The sequence below is a fragment of the Acinetobacter sp. YH12112 genome (assembly GCF_013418945.1).
GTDB classification, from domain to species: domain Bacteria; phylum Pseudomonadota; class Gammaproteobacteria; order Pseudomonadales; family Moraxellaceae; genus Acinetobacter; species Acinetobacter indicus.
In genome coordinates this window covers 72,535-90,305 of the sequence record NZ_VPBA01000001.1, presented here as the reverse complement: position 1 = coordinate 90,305, position 17,771 = coordinate 72,535, and the positions used below count along the sequence as shown (strand labels likewise).

At 47.1% G+C, this 17,771-nt stretch carries 13 protein-coding genes and 8 tRNA genes; 6 read left to right on the top strand and 15 right to left on the bottom strand.

The features are described from left to right. Nucleotides 1–55 precede the first annotated feature (55 nt). Nucleotides 56–1,255 (top strand): chromate efflux transporter, encoded by a 1,200-nt coding sequence (gene chrA, locus FTU50_RS00430; protein WP_180046746.1) that lies wholly within the window; start codon nt 56–58, stop codon nt 1,253–1,255. 66 nt (nt 1,256–1,321) lie between these two features. Here the strand turns inward: chrA and FTU50_RS00425 are convergent, their stop codons facing one another. The 3 genes from FTU50_RS00425 to FTU50_RS00415 form a co-directional block, all read right to left on the bottom strand. Then, on the bottom strand, nt 1,322–2,797 hold the full coding sequence (locus FTU50_RS00425) for a sodium:alanine symporter family protein (protein ID WP_168408426.1): 1,476 nt from the start codon (nt 2,795–2,797) through the stop codon (nt 1,322–1,324). Nucleotides 2,798–2,871: 74 nt separating this feature from the next. Beyond that, on the bottom strand, nt 2,872–4,110 hold the full coding sequence (gene gltS, locus FTU50_RS00420; protein ID WP_180046744.1) for a sodium/glutamate symporter: 1,239 nt from the start codon (nt 4,108–4,110) through the stop codon (nt 2,872–2,874). Between the two features lie 597 nt (nt 4,111–4,707). Beyond that, nucleotides 4,708–5,967 (bottom strand): DcaP family trimeric outer membrane transporter, encoded by a 1,260-nt coding sequence (locus FTU50_RS00415; protein ID WP_180046351.1) that lies wholly within the window; start codon nt 5,965–5,967, stop codon nt 4,708–4,710. 384 nt (nt 5,968–6,351) lie between these two features. Here FTU50_RS00415 and FTU50_RS00410 point away from each other — a divergent pair, with 384 nt between their 5' ends. Next, the gene (locus FTU50_RS00410) at nt 6,352–7,056 is read left to right on the top strand and encodes a nitroreductase (RefSeq protein ID WP_104471189.1); all 705 of its coding nucleotides are present in this window, start codon (nt 6,352–6,354) and stop codon (nt 7,054–7,056) included. A gap of 93 nt (nt 7,057–7,149) precedes the next feature. Here FTU50_RS00410 and FTU50_RS00405 read toward each other — a convergent pair whose 3' ends face one another. After that, on the bottom strand, nt 7,150–8,373 hold the full coding sequence (locus tag FTU50_RS00405) for a multidrug effflux MFS transporter (RefSeq protein WP_180046353.1): 1,224 nt from the start codon (nt 8,371–8,373) through the stop codon (nt 7,150–7,152). Nucleotides 8,374–8,508: 135 nt separating this feature from the next. On the opposite strand from FTU50_RS00405, the gene yccS reads away from it, so the two are divergent. The 4 genes from yccS (at nt 8,509) to FTU50_RS00385 (ending at nt 15,004) form a co-directional block, all read left to right on the top strand. Next, a complete protein-coding gene (yccS, locus tag FTU50_RS00400) occupies nt 8,509–10,683 on the top strand; it encodes a YccS family putative transporter (RefSeq protein ID WP_180046355.1) in 2,175 nt (724 codons plus the stop codon). 84 nt (nt 10,684–10,767) lie between these two features. After that, on the top strand, nt 10,768–11,328 hold the full coding sequence (locus FTU50_RS00395; RefSeq protein WP_005179510.1) for a YcxB family protein: 561 nt from the start codon (nt 10,768–10,770) through the stop codon (nt 11,326–11,328). A 166-nt stretch (nt 11,329–11,494) separates the two neighbouring features. Next, nucleotides 11,495–14,095 carry a sulfite reductase flavoprotein subunit alpha gene (locus FTU50_RS00390; protein ID WP_180046357.1) on the top strand — a complete coding sequence of 867 codons (2,601 nt, stop codon included), beginning with the start codon at nt 11,495–11,497 and terminating at the stop codon, nt 14,093–14,095. Between the two features lie 114 nt (nt 14,096–14,209). Then, nucleotides 14,210–15,004: a YdcF family protein gene (locus FTU50_RS00385; RefSeq protein WP_180046359.1), complete on the top strand. Its 795-nt coding sequence runs from the start codon at nt 14,210–14,212 to the stop codon at nt 15,002–15,004. A gap of 13 nt (nt 15,005–15,017) precedes the next feature. Here FTU50_RS00385 and FTU50_RS00380 read toward each other — a convergent pair whose 3' ends face one another. From FTU50_RS00380 to FTU50_RS00330, 11 genes are all read right to left on the bottom strand, one after another. Then, the gene (locus FTU50_RS00380) at nt 15,018–15,479 is read right to left on the bottom strand and encodes a DUF2750 domain-containing protein (RefSeq protein WP_005179520.1); all 462 of its coding nucleotides are present in this window, start codon (nt 15,477–15,479) and stop codon (nt 15,018–15,020) included. A gap of 75 nt (nt 15,480–15,554) precedes the next feature. Beyond that, nucleotides 15,555–15,630 (bottom strand) — tRNA-Val (locus FTU50_RS00375). Nucleotides 15,631–15,729: 99 nt separating this feature from the next. Then, nucleotides 15,730–15,806, bottom strand: a tRNA-Asp gene (locus FTU50_RS00370). Nucleotides 15,807–15,857: 51 nt separating this feature from the next. Beyond that, nucleotides 15,858–15,933 (bottom strand) — tRNA-Val (locus FTU50_RS00365). A 65-nt stretch (nt 15,934–15,998) separates the two neighbouring features. Continuing rightward, nucleotides 15,999–16,075 (bottom strand) — tRNA-Asp (locus FTU50_RS00360). Between the two features lie 15 nt (nt 16,076–16,090). Beyond that, nucleotides 16,091–16,166 (bottom strand) — tRNA-Val (locus tag FTU50_RS00355). Between the two features lie 20 nt (nt 16,167–16,186). Next, nucleotides 16,187–16,263: transfer RNA gene (locus tag FTU50_RS00350), tRNA-Asp, on the bottom strand. A 51-nt stretch (nt 16,264–16,314) separates the two neighbouring features. Then, nucleotides 16,315–16,391, bottom strand: a tRNA-Asp gene (locus FTU50_RS00345). Between the two features lie 26 nt (nt 16,392–16,417). After that, a tRNA-Val gene (locus tag FTU50_RS00340) sits at nt 16,418–16,493 on the bottom strand. Nucleotides 16,494–16,770: 277 nt separating this feature from the next. Continuing rightward, entirely contained in the window at nt 16,771–17,301 is a 531-nt protein-coding gene (gene elsL / locus FTU50_RS00335) for a cell wall-recycling L,D-carboxypeptidase ElsL (protein WP_180062625.1), read from the bottom strand. Next, complete coding sequence (locus FTU50_RS00330; protein WP_075167111.1) at nt 17,298–17,687, bottom strand: YbaN family protein; 390 nt, start codon at nt 17,685–17,687, stop codon at nt 17,298–17,300. The genes elsL and FTU50_RS00330 overlap by 4 nt, the downstream gene beginning before the upstream one ends. Nucleotides 17,688–17,771: the final 84 nt, after the last annotated feature.

Genomic DNA, 17,771 nt, shown 5'->3' with positions numbered 1-17,771 from the left:
TAAACTGTCATCTGCTCAGTTTAAACTTAAGTCGGGTTTTTTAAAATTCTAGCCAATGTCTTCTTTATCTTATTCACAGATTTTTCTGATTTTCTTTAAGCTGGGATGCTTATCTTTTGGGGGCCCAGCCGCGCATCTGGTGTTTTTTCACCAGACTTTTGTGCAGCGTTTGCACTGGCTCAAAGATGAAGACTATGCCCAGGTCGTCGCTTTAGCGCAACTGTTGCCCGGCCCGACCAGCAGTCAGGTTGGACTGGCCATTGGCTATTTAAAACGTGGCTATTTAGGCTCGGTGGTGGCCTGGCTGGGTTTTACCCTGCCCTCGGCCTTGCTGATGACCCTACTGGCCTTTATCGGTCAGCAGTTATTCCCGTGGATCAGTTCGGCTTATTTTCATGCCATTCAACTGATTGTACTGGCGGTAGTGTTCTGGGCCTTCTGGCAAATGCTGCAAAGCTTTTGCAAAAGCTGGTGGCAATACCTGCTGATGCTTGTGTCTGCGCTTATGATCTGGTTCCTGCCCTTGTCATATAACCAGATTTTGGTGATTGTGCTGGCTGGTCTGGCCGGCATGTGGATTGCCAAAGCACAACCTCAAAGCGGCAGTCATACCACGCCGAGTTTTCAGCTGGAACAGCGCAGTTTCGGCTCGACTACACTCTGGCTAATCTTATTTATCTGTCCATTTCTGCTGCTCGGTGCGCTGAACTGGATCAATCCGAATCTGCTGGCTGAAGGCTTTTTAGGCTTTTATCAGTCTGCTGCACTGGTCTTTGGTGGTGGGCATATTATTTTACCGCTGCTGCATCAGGACTTTGTCAGTACCGGCATGATCTCAGCCCAGCAGTTTGATTTAGGCTATGCCTTTGCCCAGCTCATGCCGGGTCCTTTATTCAGCTTTGCCAGCTATGTCGGCTATTTTCTGGATTTAACTGCCTATCCTGTGCTGAACGCGATCATTGCCACCATCGCCATTTTCCTGCCCTCGTTCTTTCTGATTTTTGCTACCCTGCCGCATTGGTCCTGGCTGATGCATCAGGACAAAATCAAACATGCGGTGATTGGTATTAATGCCGCGGTGGTGGGTTTATTGCTCGCGCTCATTGTTGATATGGGACAGGATTATTTAACATCAGTGCTGGATCTGGCGTTTGTGATGTTTGTGATTGTTTTACTGAAAAGCAAACTGCCGGTGTGGATCAGCCTGATCGGCAGCTTTGGCGTATATATGGGTTTGCTGTCTTTGCTAAGCTAAAGCATCTAAAAGATAACCTGCTATTAATAAAACAACAGCCTCATGATGAGGCTGTTATTGTTTGTATTACCAGATATCGGAATTAACCCGGTCTTTAAATTTAGGATGATTGTCCAGTTTAAATTCCGGCTCTTTCACGCCACGCTTCAGCTGTGCTTTGAAGTCTTTTAGCAACATCAGCACAAATGGCGTCAGCAGTAAAATGGCAAACAGGTTGATGGTGGCCATCACGCCCATAAACAGATCAGCCATCGACCAGATCAGTGGTACGGTAGCAATCGCGCCGAAATACACCATAAACAGCACCAGCAAACGGAAAATCAGCATGATCTTGCGGTTATTGTTAATAAACTGCACGTTACCTTCGGCATAGGCGTAGTTCCCAATAATCGACGAATAAGCAAACATAAACAGGATAATGGCCAGGAAGTCATCGCCCCAATGGCCAATCTGGCTTTCCAGCGCCATCTGGGTCAGGGTCACCCCTTCAAAACCGGCATTCTGATATAAACCGGAAGACAAAATGATGATTGCGGTACATGAACAGACAATAAAGGTGTCCACGAATACGCCCAGCATCTGTACCAGTCCCTGATTGACCGGATGTTTTACATCCGACACAGCAGCCGCGTTTGGTACAGAACCCATCCCCGCTTCATTGGAGAACAGACCACGCTTGATGCCCATCATCATCGCCATCGACACCATCGCCCCAAAGAAACCACCGGCAGCGGCATCAAACTCAAAGGCCTTGCTGAAAATCAGGCGGAAAATATCCGGAATAATCGGTATATTAATCACTGCGATATATAGCGCCACCACGAGATATAACAGCGCCATAATCGGGACAAACTTCTCTGCGACTTTGGCAATACGTTTAATCCCGCCAAAAATAATCATGGCGGTCATGACGACCAGAACCAGCCCCAACCAGGACAGTTCAAAACTGAATGCACCCATTGGCACAGTCAGATTGGCCTGATTCCAGCCCCAGGCATGTGATGTGGCACTGATAATCGAGTTGGCCTGCACCGCGTTAAACACGAAACCGTAAGTTAAAATCAGGGCAACCGCAAATACTACACCCAGCCATTTCTGTTTCAGGCCTTGGGTAATGTAATAGGCCGGACCACCACGGAACTGTTGGTTGCTGGTATCACGCACCTTAAATAGCTGCGCCAGTGAAGATTCGACAAAGGCCGAACTCATGCCTAAAAATGCGGTAAACCACATCCAGAACACCGCACCCGGACCACCAATCGCAATCGCAATCGCAACACCGGCAACGTTACCGACCCCGACCCGACTGGCCAAACCGGTCACAAGGGCCTGAAATGGGGTAATCCCATAACTGTCTTCGCCTTTTTTACGGCTCGACCTCATAGCTTTAATACTGTGCCAGAACAGGCGAATTTGTACAGCGCCGGTGATCAGGGTATAAAATATCCCGACACCGACCAGAAAGATCACCAGAAAATCCCACAGCGGGGTATTTAGAAGCGTCACCCAGGACATTAGGGTTTCATTTAATTGTTCATTCATTTTTTCGCACCCTTTGCTGATTGAGTCATCCTAAAAAGAAAAGCCTTTTAACAAGGCTTTTCCACTCAAATTACTTAAACAAAAAACTTAAGAATGACTTGAATGACAGTCGCATTAATCAAGTCGACAAAGAAAGCACCACACAGCGGTACAATCAGGAAGGCTTTATGAGAAGCACCGTACATATTGGTAATGGCCTGCATGTTGGCAACCGCAGTAGGTGTTGCACCCATACCAAAACCACAGTGACCCGCAGCCAGTACAGCAGCATCGTAGTTTTTACCCATAACACGGAAGGTAATGAAGGCCGCATACAAGGCCATGGTGATGGTTTGCGCGCCTAGAATGACCATTAGCGGGCCCGCCAGATCTGCCAGTTGCCATAATTTCAATGACAGCAATGCCATCGCCAAATATAAAGACAATGATGCATTACCAAATACGTCAATCGCACGGTCAAAAATAGTGACTTTGAAAATACCTTCTAATACGTTACGCAGAATTACCCCACCAGCCAAAGCCCAGACGAAAGTTGGCAACTCAAACAGCGTACCTTTGGCATAACCAGTCATAAAATCGGCAAAGGCCAGACAGGTTGCAAATAAACCTAAAGTGGTAATGGCATTGTCTGCGGTAATTAAACGCACCTGATGCGGATATTCAAATGGTACAAACTCACCCGGTACCGGTTCAACTGGCGTATTGTCACGCTGTTCAATTTGTGCATCGGTCCGTGGTGTAGCCAACTGATAACGGTTGATCAGCAGTTTGGCCAATGGCCCACCAATAATACCGCCAATAATCAGACCGAAGGTCGCACTGGCCATCCCCAGGGCCAAAGCACCCTGAATACCATGTTCAACCTCAAGGATTTCACCCCATGCACCCGCAGTCCCGTGACCACCGGTTAAGCTAATGGAACCGGCAATCATACCAATTAGCGGATCAATGCCCAATACTGTCGCCAGACTAATCCCGACAAAGTTTTGTACAATGATGAATAGTGAAATTGCGATCAGAAAGATCACCAGACCAATACCGCCTTCACGCAGTTTGGCAAAGTTGGCACTTAAACCGATGGAGGCAAAGAAAATCAGCATAAAACTGGTTTGTAGCGCACTACTGGTGGTAATGCTGTAGCCCCAGAAATTATGCACGATTAAAGACACTACCGCAGCGACCAAACCGCCCGCGACAGGTTCCGGGATGTTGTAACGTCTTAGAAAATCAATATTGTTAACTAAAAAACGTCCTAAAAGGAGAACGATTACAGCCGCAATTAAGGTGTAAAACGCATTAAAAGTAAATTCCATGGCAATATCCATTTAATATGGTCAATGCTTATTGTTTTCCGGTTCTGATTATTTAAACCTGATGATATAAGCACCTTTTATGATAAGGCTGCTCTGTTTAATTTAAATAAACGGGAAAACTCTGCAATATGAATAATGTAAATCAGAAAAAGTTCTGAGTTGGCGATGAAGCATCTGAGCTGGAGCGCAAGACTCAGCTTCGCTCCTCAAATTCATATCAACCGGCACTGCCTGAAAAAGAGGGAGTGAAAAATAAAATACAGACACTTCAGTGGCAGGGTAATGTCAGGCTGAAATCTCTGAATAGGCTTACTATAGAAAGATAATCTCATATAGGCTCCTAAACATAGAAAATGCATTGCTTCATGTAGCCAACAAATACATCTTAATTCATAGAAAAAGCTGAACAATACAGCTTAAAAAATCGCACATTATGCATCTTTTTCTCTAAAAATCTTTATTTTTTTAACGCTATTCGCTATTAGTCTAACTTATTGCTTTTAACTATAAATTTAAGCAACTGAATTTAAAATTGTTTTTTTTAAAATGGTAAATAAAAAAAAGAGGTGGCAAGCCACCTCTTTTTTGGTTCAGCACTTAGAAGTTATAACGTGCCATTAAACCAAAACGGTTGTCTTTAAACGTTTCACCTGCAAAGGTTTCACGCTCACCGTTGATATATTCAATACCCAAATCAACTGGTTTTACTGGCGAATAAATGAAGTTTAACCATGCTTGATACACTTCTTTATTTGCATCTTCATTTAAGGCTGCGTAGTCTGTGCCATCATCTGCAAAAATAGCACCATAACCGAGTGTTGAACGCAGGTTTGGCGCAAACTTATAGGTTGCACCGACCTGGAAAGCAGTAAATTCATTTTGTTCAATATCACCATTAGCACCTTCTACAAATGCAGTATTCGCACCGTATAGATAATTGCTGTTGCCTTGAACATAAGAAACATCAGCCGATACTTTTAGTGGTTCTGCAACCTGATAATATGCACCTGCAGCTACACCCCAACCTGTTTTGTCATCACCTGATTCAGCCTTATAGTGTTCAACCAATGCACGTGCTGATGCGGCACCTTTACCTTCAGCAAAGCCTTGAGTCAATTTAGCTGTTACCGTTGGTACACGATAAGTCACATCACTACCAGTAGCAGAGCTATTCCCTTCTTCAGCAGAAACCAACAATTGAGTCGCCGGTGCCAGTTTGTGGCTATAACGCACTTGTGGAATACGGGTAATACCGCCGCCGACGTTGGTACCAAAGTCAATCATTTCTGGTGCATGATTTGACAGGAAGTTAGAGGTGGTTTGACCCAATAACCAGTTGTCCAGCGTTAAGTATGCATGACGGATACGTAATGCATCGTTGGTTCCAGCAAAGTCAACTTCAATTTTACCGCCCACTTTACGGTCACCTACTGGTGAAGAGAAATCGAGACCTAAACGTGTAGTTTTTGGGGTTGCACGTAATTTGTCTTTAGCAGCACCTGTGCTGGTATGTACCGAGTTGAAGTCATTGTCTGCACCTTCAACAATATAGTTGGCATCACCACGCACAAAACCGTACAGATTGACTTCAGCACCGCCCTTCGACTTTAAGGAAAATGGTGAAGCCGATTTTGCTGCAGGTGCCGGTTGCGCCTGCACTTGCTGAATCTGGACTTGTTGCTGTTGCTGAACCTGTTGCTGCTGTTGAATTAAAGCTTTGAGTGCTTGTACTTCCTGGCGTAATTCTTGAATTTGTTGTTGTTCAGTGCTTGCCGCCTGTACCGTAGACGCCATTGCTGCTGTAATTGCGACCGCTAATGTTTTTGTGATAAGTGAAGTTTGGATTTTACGATCCATGGGTTTCTCCAGAGTAAAAAATAATGCGCATCCGTGCTCTTTTAAGACATTTTAAATACTGACTCAGATGGCAAGCATCCCTAATTTAAATGTCATTTAATCATCACACTTTTGCTATTTATCAACTAATTAAAAGTCTTATCGATAAAGAATTACACAAAACTGTAATCGTTTTATGCTTTCAATCTAACAATTAATTTATTTTATTAAAATCACTTCTAACGTATAAGGATAAAGGACTGATCAATTTTTCTAATTCTCGTTTGTAAAAATATCGAATTATCATAGTTTTATCGAAAAGCAAAAGTTACCCACCCGGTTAAATATTAGACTATTGTATATAGCAACAGTTGATTAGAACATAAACATTTTAAGGGATTTTTCATGGATAAAGGACAAGTACAACTGGTCGATCAGGCCATTAGCTCGCGTCATTCAGTGCGCGCCTTTTTAGATCGGCCGGTCGATCCGCAAATGATTAAAGATATTCTAAGCGTGGCCAGCCGCGCACCTTCTGGCACCAATATTCAGCCGTGGAAGGTGTATGTAGTGACCGGTCAAAAGCGTCAGGAACTCATTGATCGGGTCTGTCAGGCACAAACTGAACTGTATTTGCATCCTGAACGTGCGGCCGATTATCAGGCCACCTTTTCCTATTATCCGGAACAATGGTTCTCGCCTTTTATTGAGCGGCGCCGTGAAAATGGCTGGGGACTGTATGGCCTACTCAATATTGAAAAAGGTGAAAAGCAGAAGATGGCCGCGCAGCATCTGCGTAATTTTCAGCTGTTTGATGCACCGGTAGGCCTGTTTTTTACCCTACACCGTGACCTGGAAATTGGTTCAAAAATGGATCTTTCCATGATGATGCAAAACGTGATGATTGCCGCCAAGGCACGCGGGCTGGACACCTGTCCACAAGCAGCCTGGAATAGCTTTCATCGCATTGTACTGGAGGTCTTAAACGCCCCGGCCGATGAAGAACTGGTCTGTGGTATGGCCCTGGGTTATGCCGATCCAGAGCATATTGTAAATAGCTTTATTACCCCGCGCGTACCGGTCGAAGAATTTGCCGTGTTTGTAGAATAATTTTTTAGCTCTGGCCCTCACGCTGCAACAGCTTAAAGAGCGAAGAAGAAACCACCCGGGTTTCTTCTTTTTATTTGTAAAGATGAATCGGGTTTAGGCGGTTTTTAATTTCCGCTCCCGATGCATAATGTACATCGCAATCACCCCAATCAGAATAAACAGCAGCATCACACTGCCCATATTTAATAAAGCATCCCAGATCAGTACATTCAACATTAAGCCGCCAATTAAACCGCAGCTAAATTGCATACTGCCCATAATCGCGCTAGCTGTACCGGCACGGGCACCCTGCTCCGACATCGCCAACGCCATGGCATTGGGGCCAGTAAAACCAATTCCGGCCACAGCTAAAAACAGCCCGGCAAAAACCACAACAATCGGCGCATGGCTCATCAGCCCGGCGATGACCAGAATTAGCGCGCCAGTGCCCTGCACCGTACCGCCTATTTTTAAACGGGTCATTAAAGAGCTGCTGGTTGCCAAATGCTTGTTTAAGGTCGAGGCCAGCATAATACCGACCGCATTGGCACCAAAAGCAATCGAAAACTGCTGCTGGTTCAGGCCATAACCATCCATCAGAACAGCGGCAGAACTGCTGATATAACAGAACATCGCCCCGCCGGTAAAACAGCCGGCAATCATCGGTAAATAAAAACTGCGGTCCTTAAAAATCGCCAGATAGAGGGTCAGCACCTGATAGAAATTCAATTTCAGACGGCGCTCTGGCGGCAAGGTTTCCTGAAAGAAAAAATGAACACATAACCAGCAGACTAAACTCATGATGGCCAGACAGACAAAAATCGCCTGCCAGTCAAAAAAGCTCAGCACAATCGCCCCCAGACCCGGCGCAATAATGGGCGCAATTGCGGTCACAATCATCATGCTGGAAAAAGCCTGCGCGGAAGCCTGCATATCCAGCCGGTCACGAATTGCCGCACGGGCAATCACCACCCCGACACAGCCCCCTAAGGCCTGTAACACCCGCGCAGCAATCAGGCTCCATTCATCCTGGGCATAAACACAGAGCAGGCTGGCCAGAAAATACAGTCCCAAACCAAAATACAGTGGGGTTTTACGGCCAATCCGGTCACTTAAAGGGCCATAAATTAACTGTCCAATCGCCAGGCCCAGAAAATAAGCCGGTAGACTATTGGCCACCATTTGTGTGCTGACCCCAAAATCATCTGCCATTTGGGGCAAGGCCGGCAGATACATATCAATCGACAGCGGACCAAGCGAGGTCAGCAATGCCAGCAGTAAAATCCAGGAAGATGGATACTGCTGCTGCGGGCTTGCACTGGCATGGGAATCGGACATATTCATATTTCTTTTTTAAATGACTGATTTAAAGACAAGGTACACAGTCCATAGTATTATTTCAGGGTACTGAAAGTGAAGTTTCACATAATTGCTGCCCGCTGCATAGCATCTGGCTTCGTTTAAGGAACAGTCTTGAAATCCTGGCTCACACGTCTCAAACACATTGCCTACAACACGGCCTTTATCTATAACATCCGGATGATGATCGCCTTTGCCGGCACCGCCTTTGTTCCTTATCTGCTCGGCTATCAGCTGGCCACCATTCCGCTAACCTTGGGCGTGGTCGCAGCCGGTTTAAGCGATATTGATGACCGCTTCTCTTTAAGAATCCTGAACCAGACTTATACCTATATCGGCTTTTTTATTACCGCCGCCTCCATTCAGCTGCTGTTTCCACATCCGGTGCTGTTTGCCATTGGCCTGATTATCTCCTGTATTGGCCTGATTCTGCTCGGTTCTCTGGGCCGGCGTTATGCCACCATTGCCTATGGCTGTCTGGTGATTTCGGTTTATGCCATGCTCGGCGTGGACCTGTTTGAAGACTGGTACACCCAGCCAGCCTTGCTGGTGGCCGGTGCAGTCTGGTACGGCCTGATTTCCACCATCAGTTTTTTACTGTTTCCGGTACGGCAGCTACAAGACAAACTTTCGCAAAGCTATGCCTCGTTAGGCGATTTTCTGTTTGCCAAATCCAACCTGTTTGATGTCGATATGACACCCGGTAGTTATCAGCAAAGCCTGATTGACCTGTCAATGGAAAATGGCAAGCTGATTGGCCTGTTTAATGAACTGAAAACCGCGCTACTGACCCGCTTAAAAGGTGACCGCGGCCAGAAAGACACCCGCCGCAGCCTGCAGTATTATTTTATTGCCCAGGATATTCATGAACGTGCCGACTCCGCGCATATTGACTATCAGAAACTGGCCAAAATTTTTGAGCACAGCGACATCCTGTTCCGTTTCCAGCGTATTCTGGCGATTCAGGGCAAAGCCTGTAAAGATTTAAGCGAAAGTATCCTGAAGCGTGAACCTTATATTCACAGCAAACGCTTTAAACATGCCTTTGAAAACCTGAAACACTCGCTGCAAAAGCTACGTAGCGAACAGCAGTATGATCAGGTCTGGGTCAATGCCCTGTTTGCCCTGTATCAGAACCTTAAATCTATTGACGCGCAGTTACGCAACCTGGAAACCGAGCGTTATATCAAGCTGGATAAAACCAAACATATTGAAAACCAGCTTAAAGATGATGACCTGAAAGGCTGGGATGATATGGTCATCCGCATCAAGCAGCATTTAACTCCGGAATCGGTGCTGTTCCGGCATGCCATTCGATTATCGGCGGTGCTGCTGATTGGCTATATTTTTGTCCAGGTCACCAATATTGAATACGGCTACTGGATTTTACTGACCGCACTGTTTGTGACCCAACCCAACTTTAACGCCACCAAACGCCGCTTACGCCTGCGGATTGTCGGCACCCTGGTCGGGATTCTGGTCGGTTATAGCATCTTATATTTTATTCCGTCGGTCGAAGGTCAGCTGTTGCTGCTGGTAGTCAGCGGAATTCTGTTCTTTGAATTACGCAGTAAGCAGTATGCCCAAGCCACCGCCTTTATTACCATTCTGGCGCTGATTAACTTTAACCTCGATGGCATGGGCTTTGCCGCCGCCCTGCCGCGTATGATTGATACTTTAATTGGCTGCGCACTGGCCTGGTTTGGCGTCAGTTTTATTTTCCCGGACTGGAAATTCCGCCGTTTGCCGCGCACCATTCGCCGTGCCTTAAATGCGCAGTGTGATTATCTGACCGAAGTGGTCGAGCAATACAAAACCGGGCGCAATAACGGCCTGACCTATCGCGTGGTACGCCGTGCAGCGCATAATACCGATGCCGAACTGGCCTCGCTCATTTCTACCCTGGCCACTGAGCCGGATTTTGATGCCTCGCAAAAAGCCCAGGCTTTTAAATTGCTGTGCCTGAATCATACCTTTATCAGCTATATTGCCGCGCTGGGCGCACACCGGGAAAAAATTGAAGATCCGGAAATCTTAACCCTGCTGGACAAAGCGCTGGAAGATATTCGCGGTGCCTTGCTGAACGATGAAGTACCGGATCTGTCTTCGCAAAATATGCTGCATACCATCCGGCAGCGTTTAAGTCAAAATCATCAGGAAGATCAACAGGGACTGATTATTTTGCAGCAGTTATCACTGATGCTGACCATCCTGCATCAACTGAGTCAGCTGAAACAGAGTTTAAGCCATGACCGTGATCAGGATGCCACCGAACTGGCCTCGTTATAATTCGGATGATTTTGCAACAATAGACTCCTGAAATGCTGTAATTAATGCTAAACTTTTCTGAGTTTGAAATTTGTTAGTTCCACTATGACCGCGAAAAATTTATACGCTTATACTTTACAGCCTGTGAACTACGACATTAGCGAAGCCGAGCAGCGTCATGCCCAGCTTTTAATTTGGCGTAGCACCAACAAAATTGGCACCAAAGCCTGGGCGATCATGGGCATTATTACGGCCCTGTCTATTCTGGGGATTATCCTGATCAAGAACTATTCCACCATTTTCTGCTGGGTGGCTCTGGTCTGTGTGGTGCTGTACTTCCTGATCCGTAAATTCGGTCTGGAATGGTATGCCAAACGTAAAATGAACGAATTTCCGGTACAGGAAATTAAAGGCATCCGTCTAGGCGTGCAACCGCACGGCATCATCATGCGTCAGCAAATGGGTCTACAAGAAGGCATGGGCGCGATTAGCTGGAAAGACATTTATGAATGGTATTCTACCCCGGATTTCATTCTGGTGAACTTTACCGTCAAAGGTCAGCAAGGCGCTTATATCTTGCCGAAACGTCTGGATTCTAAAAACTTTTCCTTTAAAACCATTCGTAAGCACCTGCTTGAATCTGTAGGTGAGCCAAAACAGCTTTAAGCCTGTACGTTCAAAAAAACCTCCACCCTGCTGGAGGTTTTTTTATCCGGTTTGCACCAACCTAAATGATAATGATAATAAATATTATATTCAAACTCTATTCCATCTCGCTATTCTTCAGTTATAATTTCGCCCATTGTTCTCTTCACACTGCTGCTGTATTGCTATGCTTAAAAAAATATTTTTCCAGCTGCACTGGTTCCTTGGAATTAGTGCAGGCCTGATTCTCGCACTGATGGGTGTTACCGGTGCGATTTATTCCTATGAACAACAAATTCTAAAATGGATGAATCCGGACAGTTATACCGTGCAGGTCGAAAACCGGGCCAAGCTCACCCCGGCGGAAATCTATCAGCATTTTCAGCTGACTCAACCTGAAACCAAAATTAATAGCATTACTATCGCCTCCGATCCGGCAGCATCTTCGAGTGTCAATATTGCCAAAGAAGGCGCACGTCGCGGCCAGAATGTGCTGATTAACCCCTACAGCGCAGAAGTGTTACCCGAGATTAAAGGCCGTGAATTTTTCCAGTTTATCCAGCAGTTACACCGTAACCTGACCGTTGGCCCGGTCGGCAAGCAGATTACCGGCGCCTGTGCCTTGATGCTGATTTTCTTTGTCTTGAGTGGTCTGTATCTACGCTGGCCGAAAAAGCATTCGGTAAAACAGTGGTTCTTTGTGAAGCCGAAACTTAAAGGCCGTAACTTTATCTGGGATTTACACGCCGTTGTCGGCACCTGGGTGGTGATTTTCTACCTGATTCTAGCCTGTACCGGTCTGTACTGGTCCTATGACTGGTGGCGTAATGGCATGTTCAAGGTGCTGGGCGTAGAGCGTCCACAACCGCAAATGCAGGCCAATGCCGCGCCGCAAGGTCAGCGTGATGCGCCGCAAGGCCGTGAACGTGGCGAAGGTGCTGCGCGTGAAGGTCGTGGTGAGCGTGCGGAAGGACTGGATTCGCTGCAAATGCAGGATGTATTAAACCAGACCTGGACTGGCGTACAGGCACAACTGGGACGCGACTACTCAACCATGACCCTGAACCTGCCCAAACAGGCCAATGGTGAAGTCAGCCTGAACTTTGTCGATGCAGTACCGCAGCATGAACGTGCCCGCAATAGTGCAACCTATAACTATCAGACGGCCAGCCTCACCGACATCAGCCTGTATGAAGATAAAAAGCTCAATGAAAAAATCATGAGCAGCATGTTACCGGTTCACCGTGGCAGCTTCTTTGGTCCGGTGTACCAGTTCTTTGCCATGGTCGCTTCCCTGCTGATGCCGCTGTTCTTTGTCACCGGCTGGATGCTGTATCTGAAACGTCGCAAGCAGAAGAAACTGACCCAGGCAGCACGGAATAGCGCAAGCGCCGTCACGGTTGATCCAAATGCCAAACCGTGGCTGATTGCCTATGCCACCCAAACCGGCGTGGCGGAACAGCTGGCCTGGCGTACTGCGACCAGTTTGCAGGAAGCGCGTCAACCAGTGACCGTGAAACCGGTACAGCAATTGAGTCTGGAAGATCTGCAATCGGTAGAACAGGTGCTGTTTGTAGCCAGTACCTATGGTACCGGTGAAGCACCTGATTTAGCCTCCAGCTTTGACAAGAAAATCCTGAGCAGCTCGGCCAATTTACAGCATCTGCGTTATGCGGTACTGGCGCTGGGCTCCAAGGAATATCCGGACAGCTACTGCAGCTTTGGTCATAAAATTGATCAGTGGTTACAACGCAATCAGGCGCAGCCTCTGTTTGCCACCATTGAAGTGGACAATGCCAGCAATGAAGATATCCAACGCTGGAATACAGCACTAGCTCAAGCCACCCAGCTTGAATTGCAAGGCATGGACATTCACAAGACCTTTGACAGCTGGATTCTGAAACAGCGTGATCTGCTCAATCCGAACAGTCTGGGTGCACCAGCCTATAATATCGAGCTGGCGCCGCAACACGAAGCACACTGGGAAGCCGGTGATATTGCCGAAATCCAGCCAGGGAACAGTCCTGAGCGTCTGGCAGCCTTTATACAACAGCATCAGATTCAGCCGGGTACCCTGCTAGATTCGACCGGTGAACCGATTGAACAGGCGCTCTGGGACAAAGACCTGACCATTGAAGTCGAGCCGTTTGCCAATCTGGAACAGTTACTGGAACAGTTACCGACTCTGCCTGCACGTGAATACTCAATTGCCAGCATTCCATCGCAGCAGATTCTGCGTCTGGTGGTCCGTCAGCAATCCGATGCCCAAGGTCAACTGGGTCTTGGTTCGGGCTGGCTCACCCAACATGCGCCGCTACAGAGCAGTATTGCCCTGCGCATTCGCACCAATGAGTCGTTCCACCTGATTGATGACAACCGTCCAATCATCTGTATTGGTAACGGGACTGGTATTGCCGGACTGATGAGTCTGTTACAGGCGCGCATCCGTCATGACTATACCCAGAACTGGCTGATTTTCGGTGAACGTCAGCGCGCACATGACTTTTTCTATGAAAATATTGTGTCTGCATGGCAAAGCACCGGCATGTTGCAGCGTCTGGACGTGGCCTTCTCGCGTGATCAGGAACAGAAAGTTTATGTACACCATAAATTGCGTGAACAGGCCGAAGAACTGCAACGCTGGATTGAGCAAGGTGCCGTGATTTATGTCTGCGGCAGTATTGATGGCATGGCCAGCGATGTTGACCAGACCCTGATTGAACTGCTTGGTGAAGCTATGGTGGATCAGTTACGCAGTGAAGGCCGTTACCGCCGTGATGTCTACTAAGTTTTGCTAACTTGCTGAAAACTAAAATTGAAAAAACCGGACTTGATGTCCGGTTTTTTCATCTTGATCTTTTATAATCTGCAGATACATCACGCTATTTATGATTATTCCGCCATGCAGAGTCACAGCCACGCCCCACTGAAACGTCTTCTGAGCCTGATGGCTGCAGTTCTACTGCTGGCCAATGGTCTGTGGTTGCTCAGCCTGAACAGCTTTCACTTTGGTACCCTGCTGCCGATGCTGCTCGGTGCAGCACTGTTCATTTATGCCTTGTGTTATGTTCCGCTACAGCGCTGGATTCGACAGCGCCCGATCTATCAACAAGGCTGGCGTTTAGTATGGGGTACTTTCTGGGTCTGGCTACTCAGTGTGGTACTGTTCTTTGGCTACTTACACTGGCAAAGCCTGCATAGCCAGCCCAATCCGAATACGCAGGCGATTCTGATTTTAGGCGGGGGAATCCAGCACAACCAGCCAACGCCAACCTTGGCCAAACGCCTGGATGCCGGGGCAGTGTTGGCCAAGCAGCTGCCGCAGATTCCCATTATCGTCAGTGGTGGCGCCGCTTTTGGGAATCAGTGGACCGAAGCCGAAGTGATGGCGCACTATTTAACAGAGCAACATCATCTTCCGAAAACACGAATTCTGTTGGAAGCACGCAGCACCAGTACCGCTCTGAATTTCCACAATTCCAAGGCCTTGCTGGCACAGCACGACATTCAGCTCAGTGATCCGATTGCCGTGGTCACCAGTGATTTTCATTTACCGCGTGCGCTGGCCATTGCCCGCAAACAGGGCTATCAGCAGCCCTTATCCTATAGCGCACCCACGCCGCTCTATATTCGCTATAACTCCTGGTTACGCGAATATTTTGCTTATATAAGCGGCTGGCTGCTCAATGAATATTAATACCCAATAAAGATTAATTAAGGCGAATGGAACGTGGCGAAGGCAGTTGCAGGTTTTTATAGACTTCAGGTTTTTGCAGATAAATCTGGTAAAGATAGTTTTTAATATCCAGCAGCAGCTTTTCCGGTGCCACCAGTACATTCTGCCCTTCGGGACTAAGATTCATTGACACCAGTGTGCTTTCCTGTCTTAAAAATGGCAGGACTTTTTCAATAAAATCTTTAAAGCTGACTTCCTGAATATCGTAATTTTCCCAGTTGTCTTTGACCAGCAGTTTGGCCAGACTTTTATTTTGCCAGACCGCAAAAGCACGCTGTCCGGTGGGTGTGGCACATAAGGCCCAGCCATCATGATACAGCGCAAACACTTGTCCCTGGCTGACCATGATTTCAATAAACTGTTTGTAAATATCTTGAACGTTATAGCTTGAAGTTTGAGATTTAGACGCGGCCTTGCGTTGATATGGATTGCGCATAGATCATCCAGTCCATTTTATTGTTTTATAATGCTGGGATTCTATGGAATATTTAAGATTTAGGCAAGAAAGATATGGTGGGCGCTGACGGGATCGAACCGCCGACATTCTGCTTGTAAGGCAGACGCTCTACCAACTGAGCTAAGCGCCCTGAAGAGTAAAAAATAATATATTATTTTTTACGACGCAAGACCAACGAAGTGTGTAGTCTTGGTAATTGATCACATTTTTCACATCAGGGCATGAAAAATGGCGCAGCGGACGGGGCTCGAACCCGCGACCCCCGGCGTGACAGGCCGGTATTCTAACCAACTGAACTACCGCTGCAACGGTAATTGCGTAAGCAATTAAGGTCTTTTAAGCTTTACAGCTTGAATATGGTGGGCGCTGACGGGATCGAACCGCCGACATTCTGCTTGTAAGGCAGACGCTCTACCAACTGAGCTAAGCGCCCTGATTAAGATTGTCAATCTTGATTCCACTATAAGCTCAGGAAACTTATAGGGCTATTCTTTGAGATGGCGCAGCGGACGGGGCTCGAACCCGCGACCCCCGGCGTGACAGGCCGGTATTCTAACCAACTGAACTACCGCTGCATCGCAAAAGAATCATGGTGGGCGCTGACGGGATCGAACCGCCGACATTCTGCTTGTAAGGCAGACGCTCTACCAACTGAGCTAAGCGCCCTCAAAAGCGTTTTATGTAAATGGCGCAGCGGACGGGGCTCGAACCCGCGACCCCCGGCGTGACAGGCCGGTATTCTAACCAACTGAACTACCGCTGCACTTACACAAAGTCACTATTGTGGTTCAAACGAATATTAAAGAAGCTTAAGTGGCGCAGCGGACGGGGCTCGAACCCGCGACCCCCGGCGTGACAGGCCGGTATTCTAACCAACTGAACTACCGCTGCACGTAAGAATCTTTAACGTAAAGGCTTGGTGGGCGCTGACGGGATCGAACCGCCGACATTCTGCTTGTAAGGCAGACGCTCTACCAACTGAGCTAAGCGCCCTTAACGTCTTCATCGTTTGTGAGGTGCATTATAGAGAATCTTTACCGCCTGTCAAACGCTTTTCTGCCAGTTTTCACTTTTTTATGACTGAGTGATTAAAAAATAAGTGATTCGCTAGAAAAACAAACAAATTCTGTATGTTATTTGACTTTATTCAAAAAATTTTATTTTTAGCCCACTAGGGAATAGAAGAAATTTCTTGCAATTACCCCCCTGCTCGCCTGCACATTTTTATTTTTTCCCTGTGAAAAATGCCAGTAAAATTCAGGCTTAAGTCTTATGGCTGGGGTTCAATGGCCAAGGGACTAAAATCCAGCCGCTCTTCAGACAGATACACCAATGCCTGTTCTGGAATCAGCTCGAACAGCTCGATAATGTCGCGATTGCGCATCCGGATACAGCCATGTGATTTGGGAATACCCATCGGTTCAGTATCTGGCGTGCCATGCAAATAAATATAACGTTTAAAGGTGTCACAGCCAGCGCCCTGGTTAAAACCATCCTCCAGCCCTGATAGCCATAAAATACGGGACAAAATCCAGTCACGTTCAGGAAACTGTTCGGCCAGCTCATCATCATAAATTTCACCCGTTGGCTGACGGGCAATAAACACGGTATTTTCCGGCTCATCTGCACCAAACTTGAGGGCCACCTGATGCCAGCCACGTGGGGTTTTGCCACTATTTTCTGCTTCACCAATGCCCTTTTCACCGGTAGACACCACATACAGTTTATTGTGTTTTGGTAGATATAAGGTCTGCTCAGATAAATCAACCAGAATATCCGCAGCATGTAGAGGGTAGATCATTCTTGCTTTACCTTTGGTGGAGTGACAACAACAGGTTCAGGGCGTAGCCATAACCAGATTGCCACCACAAACATGGTCAGGTTGGTAAAAATTTTGACTGCCAGCGGAGCCGTGGTAAATAACATGATGCAGGCACTGATCAGCATCATGATGGTGGCAAACCATTTGGCTTTACGCGGTACGGTGCCATTGGCACGCCAGTCTCTTAAGGTCTGGCCATATTTGGGATGGTTCAACAACCAGGCATCCATTTGCGGCCAGCCTTTGGATGCAGCCCAGGCCGCTAAAATCAGAAAGACTGTTGTTGGCATACCGGGCAACACTGCACCAATGAAGCCGAGGATGACAAAAATCACCACCAAACTTCGCCAAAACAATACTCTCATACCGCAACCCTACCCGTCGAATTGCGCTAGTATAAAGCGTTTTTAAACTTTTCTTCGTTGTAATTCTGCTGTTTAACCATGAAT